Genomic DNA, 18,576 nt, shown 5'->3' on the forward strand with positions numbered 1-18,576 from the left:
CCTGTGGCCGACCGTGACCATACGGTGTCCTTGACCATGGCCGATCGGTGTGCAAGCGGGTGTAAGGTCCGAACCCGGCTACGGTGGTGGCGTGTCTCTGGTCGCCGCCGCCATCTGCCCGAATCCGCCGCTGATCGTGCCCGAGATCGCCGGTGCGGACGCCGCCGAACTCGACGAGATGCGGACAGCCGTCGATGCCGCGATCGTCAGGTTACTTTCCGTCAGGGCGGATGCGGTGCTGGTGGTCGGTGGCGGCACCCGGACGGAACGGTTCACCTATCCGTACGCGGGTAGTTTCTCTCCGTGGGGAGTGTCGAGCGGTTTCGTGCTCGGTCAGTTGCCGACCGGTGGCCAGCCGACCGGTGGCCAGCCGGCCGGTCGCCAGCCGGCCGGTACGCCGGTCACCCCGCTGAGCCTGCTCGTCGGTGGCTGGCTGCTGAGCCGGCACGACCTCGGTGACCGGGCCCTGATGCTGGACGCCGTCGCCACCGACGCCCCCGCCGCCGACTGCGCCGGTCACGGAGTCGAGTCGAGCGGACGCCGTCCCCGGATCGCCATGCTGGTGCTCGGCGACGGCTCGGCCTGCCGGGGCGAGAAGTCGCCCGGCTACGACGACCCGCGCGCGGACGCGTACGACGAAGGGGTTGCCTCCGCCCTGGGTGACGCGGACTCCGACGCCCTCCTCGGCCTGGATCCGTCGCTCTCGGCCGACCTGCGGGTGGCCGGCCGGGCGGCCTGGCAGGTCCTGGCCGGTGCCGCCTCGGCCGCCGGAGCCGGGTGGACCGGCGAGCTCTCGTACTGTGGGGCGCCGTACGGTGTCGGCTACTTCGTGGCCAACTGGGAGCGGGAGGGAACGCGATGAGCCTCGTGGTCGCCGTCGTCGGGCCGACCGCCGCCGGAAAGTCGGACCTGAGCATCGGCCTGGCCGAGGCGCTCGGTGGGGAGGTGGTCAACGCCGACTCGATGCAGCTCTACCGGGGGATGGACATCGGCACCGCCAAGCTCACCGTGGCCGAGCGGGCCGGGGTGCCGCACCACCTGCTGGACATCTGGGACGTCACCGAGCCGGCGAGCGTCGCGGAGTACCAGCGGCTGGCCCGGCGGGCTGTCGACGACATCCTGGCCCGGGGGCGGGTGCCGTTGCTGGTCGGCGGCTCGGGTCTGTACATCCGGGCGGTGCTGGAGGAGTTCGAGTTTCCCGGCACCGACCCGGTGCTGCGCGCCCGGCTGGAGGCCGAACTGGCCGAGGTGGGGCCGGCGCCGCTCCACGCCCGGCTGCGCGAGGTCGACCCGGAGGCGGCGGCGAGCATCCTGCCGGGCAACGGGCGGCGGATCGTCCGTGCGCTGGAGGTGATCGAACTCACCGGCGGCCCGTTCACCGCCGCGCTGCCGGACCCGAAACCCTGGTACGAATCGGTGCAACTCGGCGTGGACCGGGACAACGCGTCGCTGGATGAGCGGATCGCCACCCGGGTCGACCGGATGTGGGCGGCGGGGCTGGTCGACGAGGTACGCGGGCTGGTCACCCAGGGCCTGCGGGAGGGGCGTACGGCCGGCCTGGCCCTCGGCTACCAGCAGGTGCTGCGCATGCTCGACGGGGAGTTGACCGAGGCGGAGGCGCACGCCGAGACGGTTCGCAAGACCCGGCGGTTCGTCCGCCGCCAGCGCACCTGGTTCCGCCGCGATCCCCGCATCCAGTGGCTGGACGCGGCCCGCCCCGACCTGCTCGAGGCCGGCCTCGACGTGGTCCGGTCGGTCCGCCGCGACTGAGGCGGACCCGCGCCTACCGGCCCGCGGGATGATTCCACCGCGGATCGGGAATGATGGGTTGGTGCAGTTCACCAAGGGTCATGGCACCGGCAACGACTTTGTCATCCTCGCCGATCCGGACGGCGAGCTCCCGCTCACCCCGGCCACGGTCGCCGCGCTCTGCGACCGTCGTCGAGGGATCGGCGCGGACGGCGTGCTCCGGGTGATCCGGGCGGCGAAACACCCGGACGGTGCGGCGTACGCGGCCGAGGCCGAGTGGTTCATGGACTACTGGAACGCGGACGGCTCCATCGCCGAGATGTGCGGCAACGGGACCCGGGTCTTCACCCGCTACCTGCTGACCAGCGGACTGGCCGAGCCGGTCCAGGGCGGGCTGCCGATCGCCACCCGGTCCGGAGTGGTCCGGGCCGTGGTCGGTCCGGCCACCGCCGGACTCGCGGTCGTCGCGGACGAGGAGATCTCCGTCGACCTCGGCGCCCCCCGGCTGTACGGCGAGAGCACGGCCACCGTCGACGGGCTGGCCCTGGCCGGGACCGTGGTGGACTGCGGCAACCCGCACCTGGTCTGCCCGGTGCCGGCCGGGGTGGAGCTGTCCGGGCTGGACCTGACCCGGGCACCCGGATTCGACCCGGCGGTCTTCCCCGCCGGGGTCAACGTCGAGTTCGTCGCCCCGGCCGAGCCGGTTTCCGGCACCGACCTGCACGTGCTGATGCGGGTGTACGAGCGCGGTTCCGGGGAGACGCTCTCCTGCGGCTCCGGTGCGGTGGCGGTGGCCGCGACGGCCCTGCGCGCGGCAGGGCTGCGCGCCGGTGTGGTCGCGGTCGACGTACCGGGTGGCCGCCTCACCATCAGCGTGGACAGCGAGAGCGCCTGGCTGGGCGGGCCCGCCGTACTGGTGGCCGAGGGTGACACGCTCCGCTGACCGGAGTCCGGCCGGGGCGACCCGCCGGAGCTGATCATGAAGGTGGCGCGGATCCCGAGACCGGAATCCGCGCCAACTTCATGATCGACGCCCCCGCTGCGGCGGGGTGGGATCAGTTGCCGGCGGCGAGCGGGGCCACCGGGGCGGCGGCGGAGGCCGCGATCTCGGGCAGGTCGGCGGGACCGGGGTCGGCGGCGGGCGCCGGGGCGGGCCGCTGGGCCGCGGCACGTACGGCCGCGGCGACCGCGGTGGCCACCCGCGAGTCGAAGACGCTGGGCACGATCACCGTCGGGTTGATCTTGTCTTCGCCTACCACGTCCGCGATGGCCCGAGCCGCCGCGAGCGCCATCTCCTCGGTGAACTCCTCGGCGTGCGCGTCGAGCATGCCGCGGAACACGCCGGGGAAGGCCAGCACGTTGTTGATCTGGTTCGGCTGGTCGGAACGGCCGGTGGCGACCACGGCCGCGTACTTGCGGGCCTCCCGGGGGTCCACCTCCGGATCGGGGTTGGCCAGCGCGAAGACGATCGAGTCCGGCGCCATGGCCGCGATGTCGTCGCCGGTGAGCAGGTTCGGTGCGCTCACCCCGATGAAGACGTCCGCGCCGCGGATCGCCCCCGGCAGGTCGCCGCTGTAGTTCTCCTTGTTGGTGTTCTGGGCCAGCCACTGCCAGGCCGGGTTGGTGTCGGTCAACCCACGGTGCAGGGCACCGGCCCGGTCGTACGCGATGATGTCGCCGACGCCCTGGCGCAGCAGCAGCTTCATGATCGCCGTACCGGCGGCTCCTGCCCCGGAGACGACCACCTTGACGTCGGCGAGCCGCTTGCCCACGACGCGCAGCGCGTTGGTGAGCGCGGCGAGCACGACGATCGCGGTTCCGTGCTGGTCGTCGTGGAAGACCGGGATGTCGAGCAGGTCCCGCAGCTTCGCCTCGATCTCGAAGCAGCGTGGCGCGGCGATGTCCTCCAGATTGATTCCGCCGTACGCGGGCGCGATGGCGCGCACGATCGAGACGATCTCGTCGACGTCCTGGGTGTCGAGCACCACCGGCCAGGCGTCCACCCCGCCGAAGCGCTTGAACAGCGCTGCCTTGCCCTCCATCACCGGCAGCGACGCGGCCGGCCCGAGGTTGCCCAGCCCGAGCACGGCCGAGCCGTCGGTGACCACCGCGACGGTGTTGCGCTTGATGGTGAGCCGGCGGGCGTCGGCCGGGTTCTCCGCGATGGCGAGGCAGACCCGGGCCACCCCCGGTGTGTACGCGCGCGACAGCTCATCCCGGTTGCGCAGCGCGACCTTGGGGCTGACTTCGATCTTCCCACCCAGGTGCAGCAGGAACGTACGGTCGGAGACCTTGCGGACGTCCACGCCCTCGAGTGCGGTCAGCGACTTGACCACGTGGTCGGCGTGGTTGGCGTCGGCGGTGTCGCAGGTGAGGTCGACCAGGACCGTGGTCGGGTCGGAGTCGACCACGTCGAGTGCGGTGACGATGGCGCCGGCTTCGCCGACGCAGGTCGTGAGCCGGCCGATGGCCGAGGCGTCAGCGGTGACGCCGATCCGGATCGTTATCGAGAATCCGGCGCTCGGCAGGCGGGTGGTGGTCACGGGGTCCCTCCGTCGTTGGTGGGCACGGCCGGTCGGCCGCCGCTTCGCATTCTTACCCGCTGCGCGCCGGCCGCCTTCAGCGCATCCCCCACGGGTGCCATAACCGACGCGAATCGACGCCGGACGGCCCTCTCCGTCGAGGTGCCGGATTATGGCGGTGCGATCGGCGGCGCGGCGTGTCACGATTGAAGCCCAGGGATCAAACGGACAGGAGACCCGCTTGCGAAATCAGGAAAGCTTCGCTCCGCTGACCGACCAGGACCTCGACGCCCTGCTCGGCGCGGAGGTCACCACCGGCGAGCTGGAGCGGGAGGACCGCGCGGCACTGCGCCGGGTGGCCGGCCTCTCCACCGAGCTCACCGACGTCACCGAGGTCGAGTACCGGCAACTCCGGTTGGAGCGGGTGGTCCTGGTCGGGGTCTGGACCGAGGGCACCGCCACCGACGCCGAGAACTCCCTCACCGAGCTGGCGGCTCTCGCCGAGACCGCCGGTTCCGAGGTGCTCGAAGGGCTCATCCAGCGCCGTTCCCGGCCCGACCCGGCCACGTACATCGGTCGCGGCAAGGTCGACGATCTGGCCGCCGAGGTGCTCGCCTCCGGCGCCGACACGGTGATCTGCGACGGAGAGCTCTCTCCGTCCCAATTGCGTAACCTCGAGCAGCGCACCAAGGTCAAGGTCGTCGACCGGACCGCGCTGATCCTGGACATCTTCGCCCAGCACGCGAAGAGCAAGGAAGGTAAGGCCCAGGTCGAGCTGGCCCAGCTGGAATACCTGCTACCCCGGCTGCGTGGTTGGGGCGAGAGCCTGTCGCGGCAGGCCGGTGGCAGCGGCCGCGGCGGTGGCGCCGGTGGCGGTGTCGGCACCCGTGGCCCGGGTGAGACCAAGCTCGAGACGGACCGGCGCCGGATCCGGCACCGCATCGCCAAGCTGCGGCGCGAGATCAAGAGCATGCGGGTGGTCCGGCAGACCAAGCGCGCCCGGCGTGGCCGCAACGCCGTCCCGGCCGTTGCCATCGCGGGCTACACCAACGCGGGCAAGTCCAGCATCCTGAACCGGCTCACCGGTGCGGGCGTGCTGGTCGAGGACGCGCTCTTCGCGACCCTGGACCCGACCACCCGGCGGACGGACACCTCCGACGGTCGGATCTACACCCTCTCCGACACGGTCGGGTTCGTCCGGCACCTCCCGCACCAGATCGTCGAGGCGTTCCGCTCGACGCTCGAGGAGGTGGCCGAGGCCGACCTTGTCGTACACGTGGTGGACGGGGCACACCCGGACCCCGAGGAGCAGGTCCGAGCGGTGCACGAGGTGCTCGCCGAGGTGGGCGCCGACAAGCTGCCCGAGTTGCTGGTGGTGAACAAGACCGACGTCGCCGACGAGGAGACGTTGCTCCGGCTCAAGCGGGAGTGGCCGGACGCCGTCTTCGTCTCCGCCCACGCCGGGCGGGGCATCGACGAGTTGCGCGCCACCATCGAGCAGCGGCTGCCCCGACCGGCCGTGGAACTCCGCGCGGTGCTGCCGTACGCCCGGGGTGACCTGGTCGCCCGGGTGCATCGGCGCGGGGAGGTGCTCGGCACCACACACCTCGCCGAGGGGACCCTGCTGCACGTGCGGGTCGATGAGGCACTAGCGGCCGAATTGACCCCATATCTGGCCAACGAGGAGTAGCTTGAAACTGCCCGAACGGCAGCTTCGGGACGAAGGATCACGGCCCGCCCGGCGTCCGTCTGCGACGTGCGACACTTGGCCGATGCGGCGTGTCCTCTCCTCGGTCGTGGTTATCGGTGGTGTGGTCGGCGCGAGCCTGGGGTTGGCGGCAACCCCGGCGCTCGCTGCCCCGGCCAAGGTCTGCACCATCGACGACGACCGCACGAACGAGCTCTCCGGCTTGGTCGCCACCAAGACCGGCTACGTCGCGATCAACGACGGCACCGACGTCGAGAGCCACGATCGGGTCTTCTTCCTGAGCAGCAAGTGCAAGGTGACCAAGTCGGTGCCGTACGTCAACCGGGCGGCCGCCGACCCGGAGGACCTGGCGCTCTCGGCGGACGGCAAGACGATCTGGATCGCGGACATCGGTGACAACCCCGACGCCGCGACCCGCCGTCGCAGCGTGGTGCTCTGGAGCCTGCCGGCGGACGGCTCCGGCAAGACCACCCTGCACCGGCTGGCCTACCCGGGCAACAAGCCGCACGACGCCGAGGCGCTGCTGATGGGGGCGGACGGCACCCCGTACATCATCACCAAGACCGGCGCCGAGAAGAGCGAGATCTACCGCCCCACCGCCCCGCTGCAGAAGGACAACGCCGAGGGCGTGCCGATGGAGCTGGCCGGCGAGATCACCCTTCCCAAGAGCACGACCGAGAACCTGCTCACCGCGACCGGCCGACTGATGGTCACCGGGGCGGCGACCTCCCCGGACGGCAAGCGGATCGTGTTGCGCACCTATGCCGACGCGTTCGAGTGGGACGTACCCGACGGTGACATCGTCAAGGCGCTGACCACGAGCAAGCCCCGGATGACCCCGCTGGCGGACGCCTTCGGGGAGGCGATCGCGTACACCCCGGACGGCAAGTCGTTCGTGACCGTCTCCGATGTCGGCAGTCTCGCCGACGACACCGATGTCGTGATCCAGAGTTACGTGCCGTCGACGAAGGTCGCCGAGGTCGCCGCGGCGGCGGACGGGGACGGGGCCAAGAGCGAGAGCGGCAAATCCTGGACGGCCGACCTGACGCTGACGGACATCACGTACCTGATCGCGGCGGTGGGCGTCTTCGGCGCTCTCCTGGTCGGCCTGGGGATCTTCGGCATCGTCCGGGCCCGTAAGGCACGGGCCGGCGGCGCCGCAGAGCCCGCGAATCCGGCCGGCGACCCGGACGGGCCGCGCAATGGGGCCCAGTCGCCCGGCGAAGACTCGTTCGAGTCCCCACCGCCGCCGAGGGGCACCACCTACGGCGGGGGAGGGCAGGGCGCGGGCCCCGGTGGTTACCGTCCCGGTGGCGAGTACGAACCGCCCGGCCGCCCGCCGGCCGGGGTTTACGGAGGCCAGCCCGCCGGTGGAGCGGTCTACGGCGGTAACGCCCCGGCGGGCCCTCGCCCGCCGGCCGGCGGTGCGGGCGTGTACGGCGGTGGACCCGGTAGGCCCGGCAGTCCCGGTCAGGGCCCGGTCTACGGTGCCGGACGGGGTGGCTATCCGGCCCCCGCCGACCCGCGTGGTGCGACCGAGAACCGCCAGCACGGCCAGCCGGCGAACGGCTACGGCCCGGGTCAGCCGGCGAACGGCTACGGCCCCGGTCAGCCGGCGAACGGCTACGGCCCCGGTCAGCCGGCGAACGGCTACGGCCGACCGCAGCAGGGCGGACAGTACGGGCAGCCGCAGCCCCAGCCGCAGCCCCAGCCGCGTCCCGGCCAGAATGGCTATCCGGAGCGCGGTTATCCCGACCAGGGCTATCCCGAGCAGGGGCACCGCTGATCCGGTGACGACAAGCGCCAGCGGTGGATCCCCGAGCTGTCGGGAGGATCCACCGCTGGTGAGTCTGTGCAGCATCCGTTGCCGGTCGGGCCGGCGGCCGGGTGAGATCCGGCGGAGGGTTCAGATCCGGCGGAGGACGGCCACCACGCGACCCATGATCGACGCACTGTCGCCGGGGATGGGATCGAAGGCCGAGTTGGCCGGCATCAGCCAGACGTGACCATCGCGCTGGCGGTAGGTCTTCACCGTCGCCTCGCCGTCGAGCATCGCCGCGACGATCTCGCCCGAGTTGGCGGTCGGCTGCTGCCGGACCACGACCCAGTCGCCGTCGCAGATCGCCGCGTCGAGCATCGAGTCGCCCTTGACCTTGAGCATGAAGACCTCGCCCTCACCCACCAGCTCGCGGGGGAGCGGGAAGATGTCCTCGACGGCCTGTTCGGCCAGGATCGGCCCACCGGCCGCGATCCGGCCGAGCATCGGCACGTAGGCCGGCGCCGGGCGCTGTGCCCGTGCGGCCTCGTCGTCCAGTAGGTCGTTGGGGGGGCGTACGTCCACTGCCCGGGGGCGGTTGGGGTCGCGGCGGAGAAAGCCCTTACGTTCCAGCTCCTTGAGCTGGTAGGCGACGCTCGACGGGGAGACCAGGCCGACCGCCTCGCCGATCTCGCGCACGCTCGGCGGGTAGCCGTAGCGCTCCACCCAGTCCCGGATGAACTCGAGGATCCGCCGTTGCCGGGCGGTCAGGTCGGCGCTGACCAGATCGGGGAAGTGGCTCACCACCGGAGTGACGGACCGCAGGGTCGGCTCGCCGGTACGGGCGCGGGCGGCGCCGCGACGGCGGGCCGCGGTGGCGCCGGAATCGGCGACGGCTTTCTGCGGATGGTGCTGCCCGTTCGTCCGGTCGTCGGTCGACACGTCCGTCCTCCCTGCTCGGCGGGGGTGCCTGGGTGGCACGTGGTGCGCATGGGACCGATCCGCCGTGGCGTCGCTGCGCCGGTCGGGTTCGGTTGTTCACGACCGTATAGGTGAGATCAGACAGTTTCAAACATCTGTACGACGTGGCGTCGGCGTGTCGTGTCCGCAAGCTCGACATCCGTACGCCTGTTCTGATACACCATCGTACGTCTGTTCTATCGAACTGGCGTTCGATCTTGGAGGTCAGCGTGGGTGCACCGGAGATGTACCGGCCCTCGCGGGGCGCTCGGCTCCGCTTGACGCGGCGAGGTCGGGCGGTGCTGCTCGGCCTTTATGTGATCGTGGCGATCGGGCTGGCGCTGGTGTTGGCGCCCTCCTCTCGGGCGGCCGATCCGCCCGGTCCCACGCCGACCGCGGTGGTGTTGCCCGGGGACACGCTCTGGTCGGTTGCCGAACGGCACCGGCCGAGTCGCCAGCCGTTCCGGGTGATTGATGAGATTCGACGGCTCAACGGGATCGACGGTTACACGATCCATGCCGGGCAGCGGTTGACCCTGCCTCGCGATGAGTGACTATCCAGATTGATTCGGTCACTGGTGGTGATTGTCTGACCGTCTGTCGGGAACCGGTAACCCGGGGGCGACCGGCGATGTTGGGAAGATAACGGCGACGCGCGCGACCCGCCTGCCAACTTGACCCCGGCCGCTCTGCGGCATACGGTCGACCCCTAGATGTAGTAGTGACAAGGGTGTAAGTCGTCCACAGGTTGGGTTCGACTACCCATCGCTCCCCGCTCAGCAGCACGGCGACGGCCACCTCATGGTGGCCCCCGCCGGCTGTTCGAATGTCCGGGAGATGGCGGGCGCCCCACGTGGTGGTGAAAGGAGGTCGGCTATGCGGTGTCCATACTGCCGGCACGCCGACTCCAGGGTCGTCGACTCGCGCGAGGCCGACGACGGCCAACTGATCCGCCGTCGGCGGTCCTGCCCGGAGTGCGGAAAGCGGTTTACCACTGTCGAGGAGGCGGTGCTCGCCGTCGTCAAGCGCAGCGGTGTGACCGAGCCGTTCAGCCGTACGAAGATCATCGGTGGGGTGCGCAAGGCGTGCCAGGGCCGCCCGGTCGACGAGGATTCGATCGCACTGCTCGCGCAGCGGGTCGAGGAGACCATCCGGGCCAAGGGCGCCGCCGAGATACCGAGCAACGAGGTGGGACTGGCCATCCTCGGACCGCTGCGGGAGCTGGACGAGGTGGCGTACCTCCGCTTCGCCAGCGTCTACCGCTCGTTCGACTCCCTGGGGGACTTCGAGCGGGAGATCGAGGCCCTGCGCGCCACCGCGGCCGCCCGAACGGCGGCGCGGGACGGTGCGGCGCAGCAGCCTCCGGCACCCGGCACGGATCCGCTGACGGCGGAGCCGGCCGGCGGCCGTACCAGCTAGCTTTTCTAGTTTTTGATCATTTTGGTGGCACGGCGGCGGACCGTGCCGGTTAGGGGGCGGATGAGATGGCGGGGGAAGGCATGACAGCGAACAAGAGCCGGTCACGGGCGACCACCACGACCGGACTGAAGGTCGAGCGGGTCTGGACGACCGAGGGGGTGCACCCCTACGACGAGGTGACCTGGGAGCGTCGGGACGTCGTCATGACGAACTGGCGCGACGGCTCGATCAACTTTGAGCAGCGTGGGGTCGAGTACCCCGAGTCGTGGAGCGTCAACGCGGCCAACATCGTGACCACCAAGTACTTCCGGGGTGCCGTCGGCACGCCGGAGCGGGAGTGGTCGCTCAAGCAGATCATCGACCGGGTGGTGAAGACCTACCGCGCCGCTGGCGAGCAGCACTCCTACTTCGCCAGCCCGGCGGATGCCGAGATCTTCGAGCACGAGCTGACCTGGATGCTCCTGCACCAGGTGTTCAGCTTCAACTCGCCGGTCTGGTTCAACGTCGGCACCGCGTCGCCGCAGCAGGTCAGCGCCTGCTTCATCCTCGCCGTCGACGACTCGATGGACTCGATCCTCGACTGGTACAAGGAAGAGGGGCTGATCTTCAAGGGGGGCTCGGGCTCCGGGGTCAACCTCTCCCGGATCCGCTCCTCGCGGGAGCTGCTCTCCAGCGGCGGCACCGCCTCCGGCCCGGTCAGCTTCATGCGCGGCGCCGACGCCAGCGCCGGCACCATCAAGTCCGGTGGCGCCACCCGGCGGGCGGCCAAGATGGTCATCCTCGACGTGGACCACCCGGACATCGAGGAGTTCGTCACCACCAAGGCGCGCGAGGAGCACAAGATCCGCGCGCTCCGCGACGCCGGTTTCGACATGGACCTCGGCGGCTCCGACATCGTCAGCGTGCAGTACCAGAACGCCAACAACTCGGTCCGGGTCACCGACGAGTTCATGCGCGCGGTCGAGGAGAGCGGCACCTTCGACCTGCGCGGCCGGCTCGACGGTGCCGTGATCGACACCGTCGACGCCAAGGGGCTGTTCCGGACCATCGCCCAGGCTGCCTGGGAGTGCGCCGACCCCGGCCTGCAGTACGACGACACGATCAACGACTGGCACACCAGCCCGGAGACCGGGCGGATCACCGCGTCGAACCCGTGCTCGGAGTACCTGCACCTGGACAACTCCTCGTGCAACCTGGCCTCGCTCAACCTGATGAAGTTCCTCCGCGCCGACGGTGGCTTCGAGGTGGAGAAGTTCGTCCGCTCGGTCGAGTTCGTGATCACCGCGATGGACATCTCGATCTGCTTCGCCGACTTCCCGACCGAGAAGATCGGTGAGACCACCCGGGCCTACCGGCAGCTCGGCATCGGCTACGCCAACCTCGGCGCGCTGCTGATGGCGACCGGTCACCCGTACGACTCGGAGACCGGGCGCTCGGTTGCCGCCGCGATCACCTCGCTGATGACCGGCACCGCGTACCGCCGCTCGGCGGAGCTGGCCGGTGTGGTCGGCGCGTACGACGGCTACGCCCGCAACGCCGAAGGGCACAAGCGGGTGATGCGCAAGCACGCCGCGGCCAACGACGAGATCAAGCCCACCGGTGCGGTCGCCACCGCGATCGTCCGCGAGGCCACCAAGCAGTGGACCGAGGGGAACAAGGTCGGCGAGCGCAACGGCTGGCGCAACGCCCAGGCGTCGGTGCTCGCGCCGACCGGCACCATCGGCCTGATGATGGACTGCGACACCACCGGGGTCGAGCCCGACCTGGCGCTGGTCAAGTTCAAGAAGCTGGTCGGCGGCGGCTCGATGCAGATCGTCAACCAGACCGTTCCGCGTGCCCTGCGCAGCCTCGGTTACCCGGAGGAGCAGGTCGAGGCGATCGTCGAGCACATCGCCGACCACGGGCACGTGGTCGACGCCCCCGGCCTCAAGCCGGAGCACTACGCGGTCTTCGACTGCGCCATGGGCGAGCGGTCGATCGCCCCGATGGGTCACGTACGGATGATGGCCGCGGTGCAGCCGTTCATCTCGGGCGCGATCTCGAAGACGGTCAACATGCCGGAGGCGGCCACCGTCGCCGACGTCGAGGAGATCTACTTCGAGGGCTGGAAGCTCGGCCTGAAGGCGCTGGCGATCTACCGGGACAACTGCAAGGTCGGTCAGCCGCTCTCGGTGGCCAAGCCGGCGAAGACGACCGAGTCGGCCCCGGCCGAGGTGGCGCCGGCCAGCGCGGAGCGGGCCGTCGAGAAGGTCATCGAGTACCGCCCGGTGCGCAAGCGCCTGCCGAAGAAGCGCCCGTCGGAGACGGTCTCCTTCTCGGTCGGCGGCGCCGAGGGGTACCTCACCGCCTCCTCGTACCCGGACGACGGTCTCGGCGAGGTCTTCCTGAAGATGTCCAAGCAGGGCTCGACCCTCGCCGGGGTGATGGACGCCTTCTCCGTCGCGATCTCGATCGGCCTGCAGTACGGCGTCCCGCTGGAGACGTACGTCAGCAAGTTCACCAACATGCGGTTCGAGCCGGCCGGGATGACCGACGATCCGGACATCCGGATGGCTGCCTCGGTGATGGACTACATCTTCCGGCGGCTCGCCCTGGACTTCCTGCCGTACGAGCGTCGGGCCGAACTCGGCATCTTCACCGCCAGCGAGCGGGCCGCGCAACTGCGGGCCGAGGCGGAGGCGGAGAACAACCTGGAGTTGACCGTGATGGCCTCTTCGGCGCCGGTGACGGCTCCGGCCGAGGCGAAGCCGGAACCGGCGGCAGCCCCCGCCGCCCCGGCCGCCACCGTGTCGGCCGAGCCGGAGGTCGCCAAGCAGTTGGGCGTACGGGTGGGTTCCTCGACCGAGCTGCTGGAGGCGGTGCTCGGCAAGGCGGCCGACGCCCCGCTCTGCTTCACCTGCGGCACGAAGATGCGCCCTGCGGGTAGCTGCTACGTCTGCGAGGGTTGCGGCTCCACCTCGGGTTGCAGCTGAGACCGGGCGGATTGCATCTGATCCGACATTCGACAGAGCGAGTCGAATGCTGAAAGTTCGGTAGGGCGCAAGGGGAGCCGGGCATTGCCCGGCTCCCCTTGCGCAGCCCCGGGCAAGGTTCGGGCGGCAGGAGCCGCGGGTCAACTGTCACCGGCTCGTCCCGCTCTCGTGGACCGTCAGGTCGCCGGGAGGTCCCGCATCTTCCGTAGCGGCGAGAAGACGACAAAGAGCGCGGCACTCCAGGTGCCGAGCACGCAGATCCAGAGTGCCGTACGTAGCCCCAGTTGGCTGCCGAGCGTGCCGCCGACGAGCGCGCCGAGGGGAATGACCCCGTAGCAGATCCAGAGGAAGGTGGCGTTGACCCGGCCGAGGATCTCGGGCGGGGTGATCCGCTGCCGGTACGACATCGCGGCGATGTTGAACAGCACCGCGTTCCCGGAGAAAGCGGCGAGGCCGACACCGTAGAGCAGTACGCCCCAGCCGGGCTGTGCCAGCGGCATGAGCAGGTAGAGCGGTCCGGGCGCGGCCATGGCGACCCAGATCACCCGGGCGGTGCCGATCCGGTTGGTCAACCGGTTCGCGAAGATCCCGAGGGTCAGGCCGCCGATGGCGCTGACGGAGAAGACGAGGCCGACCATCACCGATGAGGCGTGCAGTTCCCGCAGCATGAAGGTGACCTCGATGGAGCCCGAGGCCATGACGAAGAAGTTGGATGTCGTGGTGCAGGCGAGGATCTTCAGCAGGATCGGTTGACGGCGGACGAAGGCGAGCCCTTCGGTCATCGCGGTGCGTGGCGACACCCGGTCCCGGCTCGACGCCGGCGTTGCCCGCTGTTCCGGCGTCTCCCGGATCAGCCAGAGCGTCACCGCGCTGACCAGGAAGGCGATCGCGTTGCCGAAGAAGGTACGGGCGGCGCCGACGAGTCCGATCAGGACGCCACCGATGGTCGGCCCGACGAGTTCGGCGGCGTCCTGGCTCAGCACGAGCTTCGCGTTGCCGTCCACCAACTGGTCGGCCTCCACCAGGCGGGGGAACCGGCTCCGGTAGGCGACGGTGAATCCGACGGTCAGGACGCCGGAGAGCCCGACGACGACGTACAGGAATGTGAGTGTCAGCCGCCCGGCGATCGCGACCAGGGGGAGCGACAGCATCAGGGCCATCCGTCCGAGATCGCAGAGGATCATCAATTTCCGCTGGTCGACCCGGTCGGCCAGGGCGCCGGCGGGGAGCGAGAAGAGCAGGTACGGCAGCCAGGCGAGGAAGGTCAGCAGCGAGACCTGGAAGATGCTCGCGCCGAGGGCGTCCGCCGCGACCACCGGTACCGCGACGTGGGAGATCCGGGTGCCCAGCTCGCTGACCGTCTGGCCGCCCCAGAGCAGCAGGAAGTTCCGGCTGCGCCAGAGAGAGGGGCGCGAGGGTGTGCGGCGCGCCGGTCCCGCTGCGGTCAACTGCTGTGTCACGGATAGCACCTGCCTGTACGGGGACTGCGCGAGACATCTGGCGGCCGGGAGGCGCTCGGCACCTTACCGGCGCTGTCACCGGCACGAAATGTATTTGTCCGGCCGACCGGACCGGTTCCGACCGGCCGCCGCCGCCGGCGGCGGCGGTACGGCCGGCTGCCGTGGCGCGGGCTGTCGGAAACCTCACTTGACAACAGGCGGCCTTGGTTACATGGTTAGTTACATGAGTAATGAACCAGCCAACCTTGGTTGGCTCGGCCGTCCCGGCGTGACAGCGGGCGGGTGCGGGTGATGGAGGAGGGTCGGCCGATCTTCCTCCAGGTCGCGGAGCTGCTCCAGACCGCGATCATCGACGGCACTCTCGCCGAGGAGACCCAGGTCCCCTCGACGAACGAACTGGCCGCCTTCCACCGGATCAACCCGGCCACCGCCGCGAAGGGCGTCAACCAACTTGTCGACGACGGCGTGCTGTACAAGAAACGAGGAATCGGGATGTTCGTCGCCACCGGCGCCCGCGCCAAGCTGCGGGAACGACGCCGTGAAGAGTTCGCCAACCAGTACGTCCGCCCCCTGCTCGCCGAAGCCCGCAAACTCGGCATCGGTGCCGACGAGCTCAAGTCGATGATCGACCTCCGGGAGGGGGAGCGATGAGTCCGGTCGTCACCGCCAGTGGGGTGACCAAGCGATTCGGTCGGACCACCGCCCTGGACGAGGTCAGCTTCACCCTGACCGAGAACACCATCCACGGTCTGCTAGGCCGCAACGGTGCCGGCAAGACGACGCTGATGCAGATCCTCACCGGACAGAACCACGCCACCTCCGGAGACCTGTCGGTGTTCGGTCAGCACCCGTACGAGAACGCCGAGGTGCTGACCAGGGTCTGCTTCATCAAGGAGAGCCAGACCTACCCCCAGGTCTTCCAGGTACGGCACGCGCTGGAAGCGGCCCGGCTGCTCTTCCCGAACTGGGACGAGGACTTCGCCGCGGCCCTCGTCGAGGACTTCCAACTGCCGCTCCGGCGCCAGGTGCGCAAGCTCTCGCGTGGCATGCTCTCCGCGCTCGGCGTGATCATCGGGCTCGCCGCCCGGGCCGAGCTCACCTTCTTCGACGAGCCGTACCTGGGGCTGGACGCCACCGCGCGACAGACCTTCTACGACCGTCTGCTCGCCGACTACGCGGAGCACCCCCGCACCATCGTGCTCTCCACCCACCTCATCGACGAGGTGGCCAACCTGATCGAGCACGTACTGCTGCTCGACCGGGGGCGGATTCTGCTGGACGAGAGCGCGGAGGAACTCCGCGCCGAACTGGTCACCGTCTCAGGACCGCTGGCCGCGGTGGAGCAGTGGCGCAACGGTGCCGAGGAACTGCACCGCGAACGCATGGGGAACCTGGTTCGGGCCACGCTCCGTGGTCCGTTCGAACCGTCCGATCGTCACCGTGCCAGCTCGCTCGGGCTGGAGGTGGCCCCGGTCTCGTTGCAGGAGCTGGTGGTCCGACTCACCGGTACGACGAGCGGTGCCCGTACGGCCGACAAGGGGGAGCTCCGATGAGCCGCGTGATCGCCGCCACCCGGATCCAACTGATCAGCTGGCTGGCACTGGTGGGCTGGCCCTGGGGCATCCTGATCTCCAGCTTCATGATCAACCTGGCCGTCTTCGCCGTGATCGCCGACGAGATGCCGAACGATCCCACCACCGGTGGGCTGCTCAGCATCTACGTCGTCACGATGATCGGCGCCGCTCAGGCGATCACCCAGTTCTTTCCGTTCTCGCTCGGACTGAGCCTGACCCGGCGGACCTTCTACGCCGCCACCTCACTGTTGCTGGTCGCCGAGTCCCTGGTCTTCGGGGTGCTGCTGTACCTCTGCTCGCTGGTGGAGCGGGCGACCGACGGATGGGGCATGTCCCTGCATTTCTTCGTCATGCCGTTCATGCACAGCGACAACCCGCTCGCCCAGATCGTGATCCTCACAGTCCCGTTCATCGTGCTCGGTTACATCGGGATCTGCGCCGCGCTGGTCCTGAAGCGATGGGGTGTCGGTGGTCTCTACCTGCTGAGTGTCGTGCTGCTGCTCCTGCTGGGTCTGCTCGCCGTACTCATCACCTGGCAGCACTGGTGGCTGGCGGTGGGGCGGTGGTTCGCCGACCAGTCCCCACTGGCCCTCTTCGCCGGCTGGCCGGCCCTGCTCGCCCTGCTACTGGCCGGCGCCGGACTGCTAGCCATCCGGCGGGCCACGGCCTGACGCGCGGCCGAGGGAAGCGCCGCATTTTGATCATGGAGGGTTCGGCTCGCACGGGGGAGTCGAACCCTCCACGATCAATCCGCCCAGGGTGCCGCTCCGATCGCGCCGTTCACGGCTGACGTAACCTCGCGGGATGGGTGACGGCGGGCGGGAGCGGCGGTTGCCGTTGGCGCCGAGGCCGTTGACGCAGCCGCACCCGTCCCGGCTGGCGGCGGACCACCCGGGGCGACCGGCGATCGTCGCCGCGCACGCGGCGGCCCTTGCCGCCGGGCAGGCCGGGTACCAGGACCCGGCGACCGGTCTCTTCGTCCTCACCGCCGGCTTCCTGGCCCGGCGGGGCACCTGCTGCGGACGGGGATGCCGGCACTGTCCGTATGTCGACGACGAGCCGACCGGTGACCCGGCTCCCATCGACGACCCGGGCAGGTAGCGTCTGCGCCCATGGCGAGGTACGTGGTCATCGGTGGCGGCATCGTCGGGCTGGCAACGGCGCACCGGATCACGCTGGACCGGCCCGGCGCCGAGGTCACCGTGCTGGAGAAGGAGCCCCGACTGGCGGCCCACCAGACCGGCCACAACTCCGGTGTGATCCACGCCGGGGTCTACTACCGGCCGGGCAGTCTCAAGGCCGAACTGTGCCGGGCCGGCAGCCGTTCCATGGTGGAGTTCTGTGCCGAGAACGGCATACCGGTGCAGCGGTGCGGCAAGCTGATCGTCGCCACCGACGAGGCGGAACTGCCCCGGCTGCGGGCCCTGCACGAGCGCGCGCTCGCCAACCGGCTACCGGTACGGCTGCTCACCCCGGCCGAGGCGGCCGAGTACGAGCCGGCGATGCGCTGCGTCGAGGCACTGCGGGTCGAGTCCACCGGGATCGTCGACTTCACCGAGGTCTGCGTCGCGCTCGCCGCGCTGGCGGAGAAGTCCGGTGCGCGGATCCGACTCGGCGCCCGGGTCACCGGGATCGCGAGCCGACGGAGTGGTCCGGCCGGCGCCCCGGAGCTCGTGGTGAACAGCACCGCCGGTGAGGTGGTGGCGGACGTACTGGTCAACTGCGCCGGGCTGCACGCCGACCGGGTGGCCCGGCTCGCCGGTGTCGTGCCACCCGCCCGGATCATCCCCTTCCGGGGTGAGTACTACGAACTGCGGCCGGAGCGACGGGACCTGGTCCGGGGGTTGATCTACCCGGTCCCCGATCCGCAGTTCCCGTTCCTGGGCGTACACCTGACCCGGATGATCGACGGCAGCGTGCACGCGGGTCCGAACGCGGTGCTCGCGCTGGCCCGGGAGGGCTATTCGTGGGGCCGGATCAACCCGAGGGAGGTGGCCGACCTGGTCGGCTACCCGGGGCTCTGGCGGCTGGCCCGCCGTCACGGGCGGTACGGCCTGACCGAGGTACGCCGTTCACTGTCCCGCCGCCGGTTCGCGTCCAGCCTGGCCCGGCTGGTGCCCGAGCTGACCGAGCGGGACCTCGTCCCGAGCGCGGCCGGCGTACGGGCCCAGGCGATCGCCCCGGACGGCTCACTGGTGGACGACTTCCTCATCGTGGACGCCGACCGGCAGGTGCACGTCCTCAACGCGCCGTCACCGGCGGCAACCAGCTCACTGGAGATCGCGAAGCACATCGTGGCCCGGCTGCCCCGGTAGTGACCGGAGCAGCGACGACGAGCGGGTCGGGGCAGCCCTACGGCAACGCCGGAAAGGCTCGACCGGGCGGGGGCTTTCGCCCCTGCCGCCCGAACCCGTACGGTGTCCGACGGACTCACCGGCCGCCCCCGGCCGGGCCGA

General features: G+C 70.3%; 16 protein-coding genes. 13 read left to right on the forward strand and 3 right to left on the reverse strand.

Features of this window, described 5'->3' with window-relative positions; genetic code table 11:
• Positions 1 to 91 precede the first annotated feature (91 nt).
• From BDK92_RS26205 to dapF, 3 genes are all read left to right on the forward strand, one after another.
• Positions 92 to 862, forward strand: a complete 771-nt coding sequence (locus BDK92_RS26205) for a class III extradiol ring-cleavage dioxygenase family protein (protein ID WP_121159093.1) — start codon at positions 92 to 94, stop codon at positions 860 to 862.
• Positions 859 to 1,770 carry a tRNA (adenosine(37)-N6)-dimethylallyltransferase MiaA gene (miaA, locus tag BDK92_RS26210; RefSeq protein ID WP_121159094.1) on the forward strand — a complete coding sequence of 304 codons (912 nt, stop codon included), beginning with the start codon at positions 859 to 861 and terminating at the stop codon, positions 1,768 to 1,770. The genes BDK92_RS26205 and miaA overlap by 4 nt, the downstream gene beginning before the upstream one ends.
• Positions 1,771 to 1,831: 61 nt before the next feature.
• Positions 1,832 to 2,692 carry a diaminopimelate epimerase gene (gene dapF / locus BDK92_RS26215; RefSeq protein WP_121162593.1) on the forward strand — a complete coding sequence of 287 codons (861 nt, stop codon included), beginning with the start codon at positions 1,832 to 1,834 and terminating at the stop codon, positions 2,690 to 2,692.
• A 112-nt stretch (positions 2,693 to 2,804) separates the two neighbouring features.
• On the opposite strand, the gene BDK92_RS26220 is transcribed toward dapF, so the two are convergent.
• Entirely contained in the window at positions 2,805 to 4,292 is a 1,488-nt protein-coding gene (locus BDK92_RS26220) for an NAD-dependent malic enzyme (protein ID WP_121159095.1), read from the reverse strand.
• A 220-nt stretch (positions 4,293 to 4,512) separates the two neighbouring features.
• On the opposite strand from BDK92_RS26220, the gene hflX reads away from it, so the two are divergent.
• Both hflX and BDK92_RS26230 read left to right on the forward strand, forming a co-directional pair.
• Entirely contained in the window at positions 4,513 to 5,961 is a 1,449-nt protein-coding gene (gene hflX, locus BDK92_RS26225; RefSeq protein WP_425462261.1) for a GTPase HflX, read from the forward strand.
• An 82-nt stretch (positions 5,962 to 6,043) separates the two neighbouring features.
• On the forward strand, positions 6,044 to 7,765 hold the full coding sequence (locus BDK92_RS26230) for a hypothetical protein (protein WP_121159097.1): 1,722 nt from the start codon (positions 6,044 to 6,046) through the stop codon (positions 7,763 to 7,765).
• A 120-nt stretch (positions 7,766 to 7,885) separates the two neighbouring features.
• On the opposite strand, the gene lexA is transcribed toward BDK92_RS26230, so the two are convergent.
• Positions 7,886 to 8,677 (reverse strand): transcriptional repressor LexA, encoded by a 792-nt coding sequence (gene lexA / locus BDK92_RS26235; RefSeq protein ID WP_121159098.1) that lies wholly within the window; start codon positions 8,675 to 8,677, stop codon positions 7,886 to 7,888.
• A 317-nt stretch (positions 8,678 to 8,994) separates the two neighbouring features.
• Here lexA and BDK92_RS26240 point away from each other — a divergent pair, with 317 nt between their 5' ends.
• From BDK92_RS26240 to BDK92_RS26250, 3 genes are all read left to right on the forward strand, one after another.
• On the forward strand, positions 8,995 to 9,249 hold the full coding sequence (locus BDK92_RS26240) for a LysM peptidoglycan-binding domain-containing protein (RefSeq protein ID WP_246017250.1): 255 nt from the start codon (positions 8,995 to 8,997) through the stop codon (positions 9,247 to 9,249).
• A 322-nt stretch (positions 9,250 to 9,571) separates the two neighbouring features.
• Complete coding sequence (gene nrdR / locus BDK92_RS26245) at positions 9,572 to 10,114, forward strand: transcriptional regulator NrdR (protein ID WP_121159100.1); 543 nt, start codon at positions 9,572 to 9,574, stop codon at positions 10,112 to 10,114.
• Positions 10,115 to 10,179: 65 nt separating this feature from the next.
• Positions 10,180 to 13,086, forward strand: a complete 2,907-nt coding sequence (locus BDK92_RS26250) for a vitamin B12-dependent ribonucleotide reductase (protein WP_121159101.1) — start codon at positions 10,180 to 10,182, stop codon at positions 13,084 to 13,086.
• A gap of 176 nt (positions 13,087 to 13,262) precedes the next feature.
• Here the strand turns inward: BDK92_RS26250 and BDK92_RS26255 are convergent, their stop codons facing one another.
• On the reverse strand, positions 13,263 to 14,546 hold the full coding sequence (locus BDK92_RS26255) for an MFS transporter (protein WP_211349372.1): 1,284 nt from the start codon (positions 14,544 to 14,546) through the stop codon (positions 13,263 to 13,265).
• A 291-nt stretch (positions 14,547 to 14,837) separates the two neighbouring features.
• Here BDK92_RS26255 and BDK92_RS26260 point away from each other — a divergent pair, with 291 nt between their 5' ends.
• The 5 genes from BDK92_RS26260 (at position 14,838) to lhgO (ending at position 18,435) form a co-directional block, all read left to right on the forward strand.
• Complete coding sequence (locus tag BDK92_RS26260; protein ID WP_121162595.1) at positions 14,838 to 15,197, forward strand: GntR family transcriptional regulator; 360 nt, start codon at positions 14,838 to 14,840, stop codon at positions 15,195 to 15,197.
• The gene (locus tag BDK92_RS26265; protein WP_121159102.1) at positions 15,194 to 16,099 is read left to right on the forward strand and encodes an ABC transporter ATP-binding protein; all 906 of its coding nucleotides are present in this window, start codon (positions 15,194 to 15,196) and stop codon (positions 16,097 to 16,099) included. Before BDK92_RS26260 ends, BDK92_RS26265 begins: the two co-directional genes overlap by 4 nt.
• Positions 16,096 to 16,791: a hypothetical protein gene (locus tag BDK92_RS26270; RefSeq protein WP_121159103.1), complete on the forward strand. Its 696-nt coding sequence runs from the start codon at positions 16,096 to 16,098 to the stop codon at positions 16,789 to 16,791. The genes BDK92_RS26265 and BDK92_RS26270 overlap by 4 nt, the downstream gene beginning before the upstream one ends.
• Positions 16,792 to 16,924: 133 nt before the next feature.
• The gene (locus BDK92_RS26275; protein ID WP_121159104.1) at positions 16,925 to 17,221 is read left to right on the forward strand and encodes a DUF5522 domain-containing protein; all 297 of its coding nucleotides are present in this window, start codon (positions 16,925 to 16,927) and stop codon (positions 17,219 to 17,221) included.
• A gap of 11 nt (positions 17,222 to 17,232) precedes the next feature.
• Positions 17,233 to 18,435 carry an L-2-hydroxyglutarate oxidase gene (lhgO, locus tag BDK92_RS26280; protein ID WP_121159105.1) on the forward strand — a complete coding sequence of 401 codons (1,203 nt, stop codon included), beginning with the start codon at positions 17,233 to 17,235 and terminating at the stop codon, positions 18,433 to 18,435.
• The last annotated feature ends 141 nt before the right edge of the window (positions 18,436 to 18,576 follow it).

It is taken from the genome of Micromonospora pisi, from assembly GCF_003633685.1.
Lineage (GTDB): Bacteria > Actinomycetota > Actinomycetes > Mycobacteriales > Micromonosporaceae > Micromonospora_G > Micromonospora_G pisi.

Excerpts from the sequence above, each read along its gene's own strand:
- BDK92_RS26260 (WP_121162595.1), top strand. The coding sequence starts at position 14,838 with ATGGAGGAGGGTCGGCCGATCTTCCTCCAGGTCGCGGAGCTGCTCCAG.
- BDK92_RS26270 (WP_121159103.1), top strand. The coding sequence starts at position 16,096 with ATGAGCCGCGTGATCGCCGCCACCCGGATCCAACTGATCAGCTGGCTG.
- BDK92_RS26265 (WP_121159102.1), top strand. The coding sequence starts at position 15,194 with ATGAGTCCGGTCGTCACCGCCAGTGGGGTGACCAAGCGATTCGGTCGG.
- miaA (WP_121159094.1), top strand. The coding sequence starts at position 859 with ATGAGCCTCGTGGTCGCCGTCGTCGGGCCGACCGCCGCCGGAAAGTCG.
- BDK92_RS26230 (WP_121159097.1), top strand. The coding sequence starts at position 6,044 with ATGCGGCGTGTCCTCTCCTCGGTCGTGGTTATCGGTGGTGTGGTCGGC.
- BDK92_RS26250 (WP_121159101.1), top strand. The coding sequence starts at position 10,180 with ATGGCGGGGGAAGGCATGACAGCGAACAAGAGCCGGTCACGGGCGACC.
- lhgO (WP_121159105.1), top strand. The coding sequence starts at position 17,233 with ATGGCGAGGTACGTGGTCATCGGTGGCGGCATCGTCGGGCTGGCAACG.
- nrdR (WP_121159100.1), top strand. The coding sequence starts at position 9,572 with ATGCGGTGTCCATACTGCCGGCACGCCGACTCCAGGGTCGTCGACTCG.
- BDK92_RS26275 (WP_121159104.1), top strand. The coding sequence starts at position 16,925 with ATGGGTGACGGCGGGCGGGAGCGGCGGTTGCCGTTGGCGCCGAGGCCG.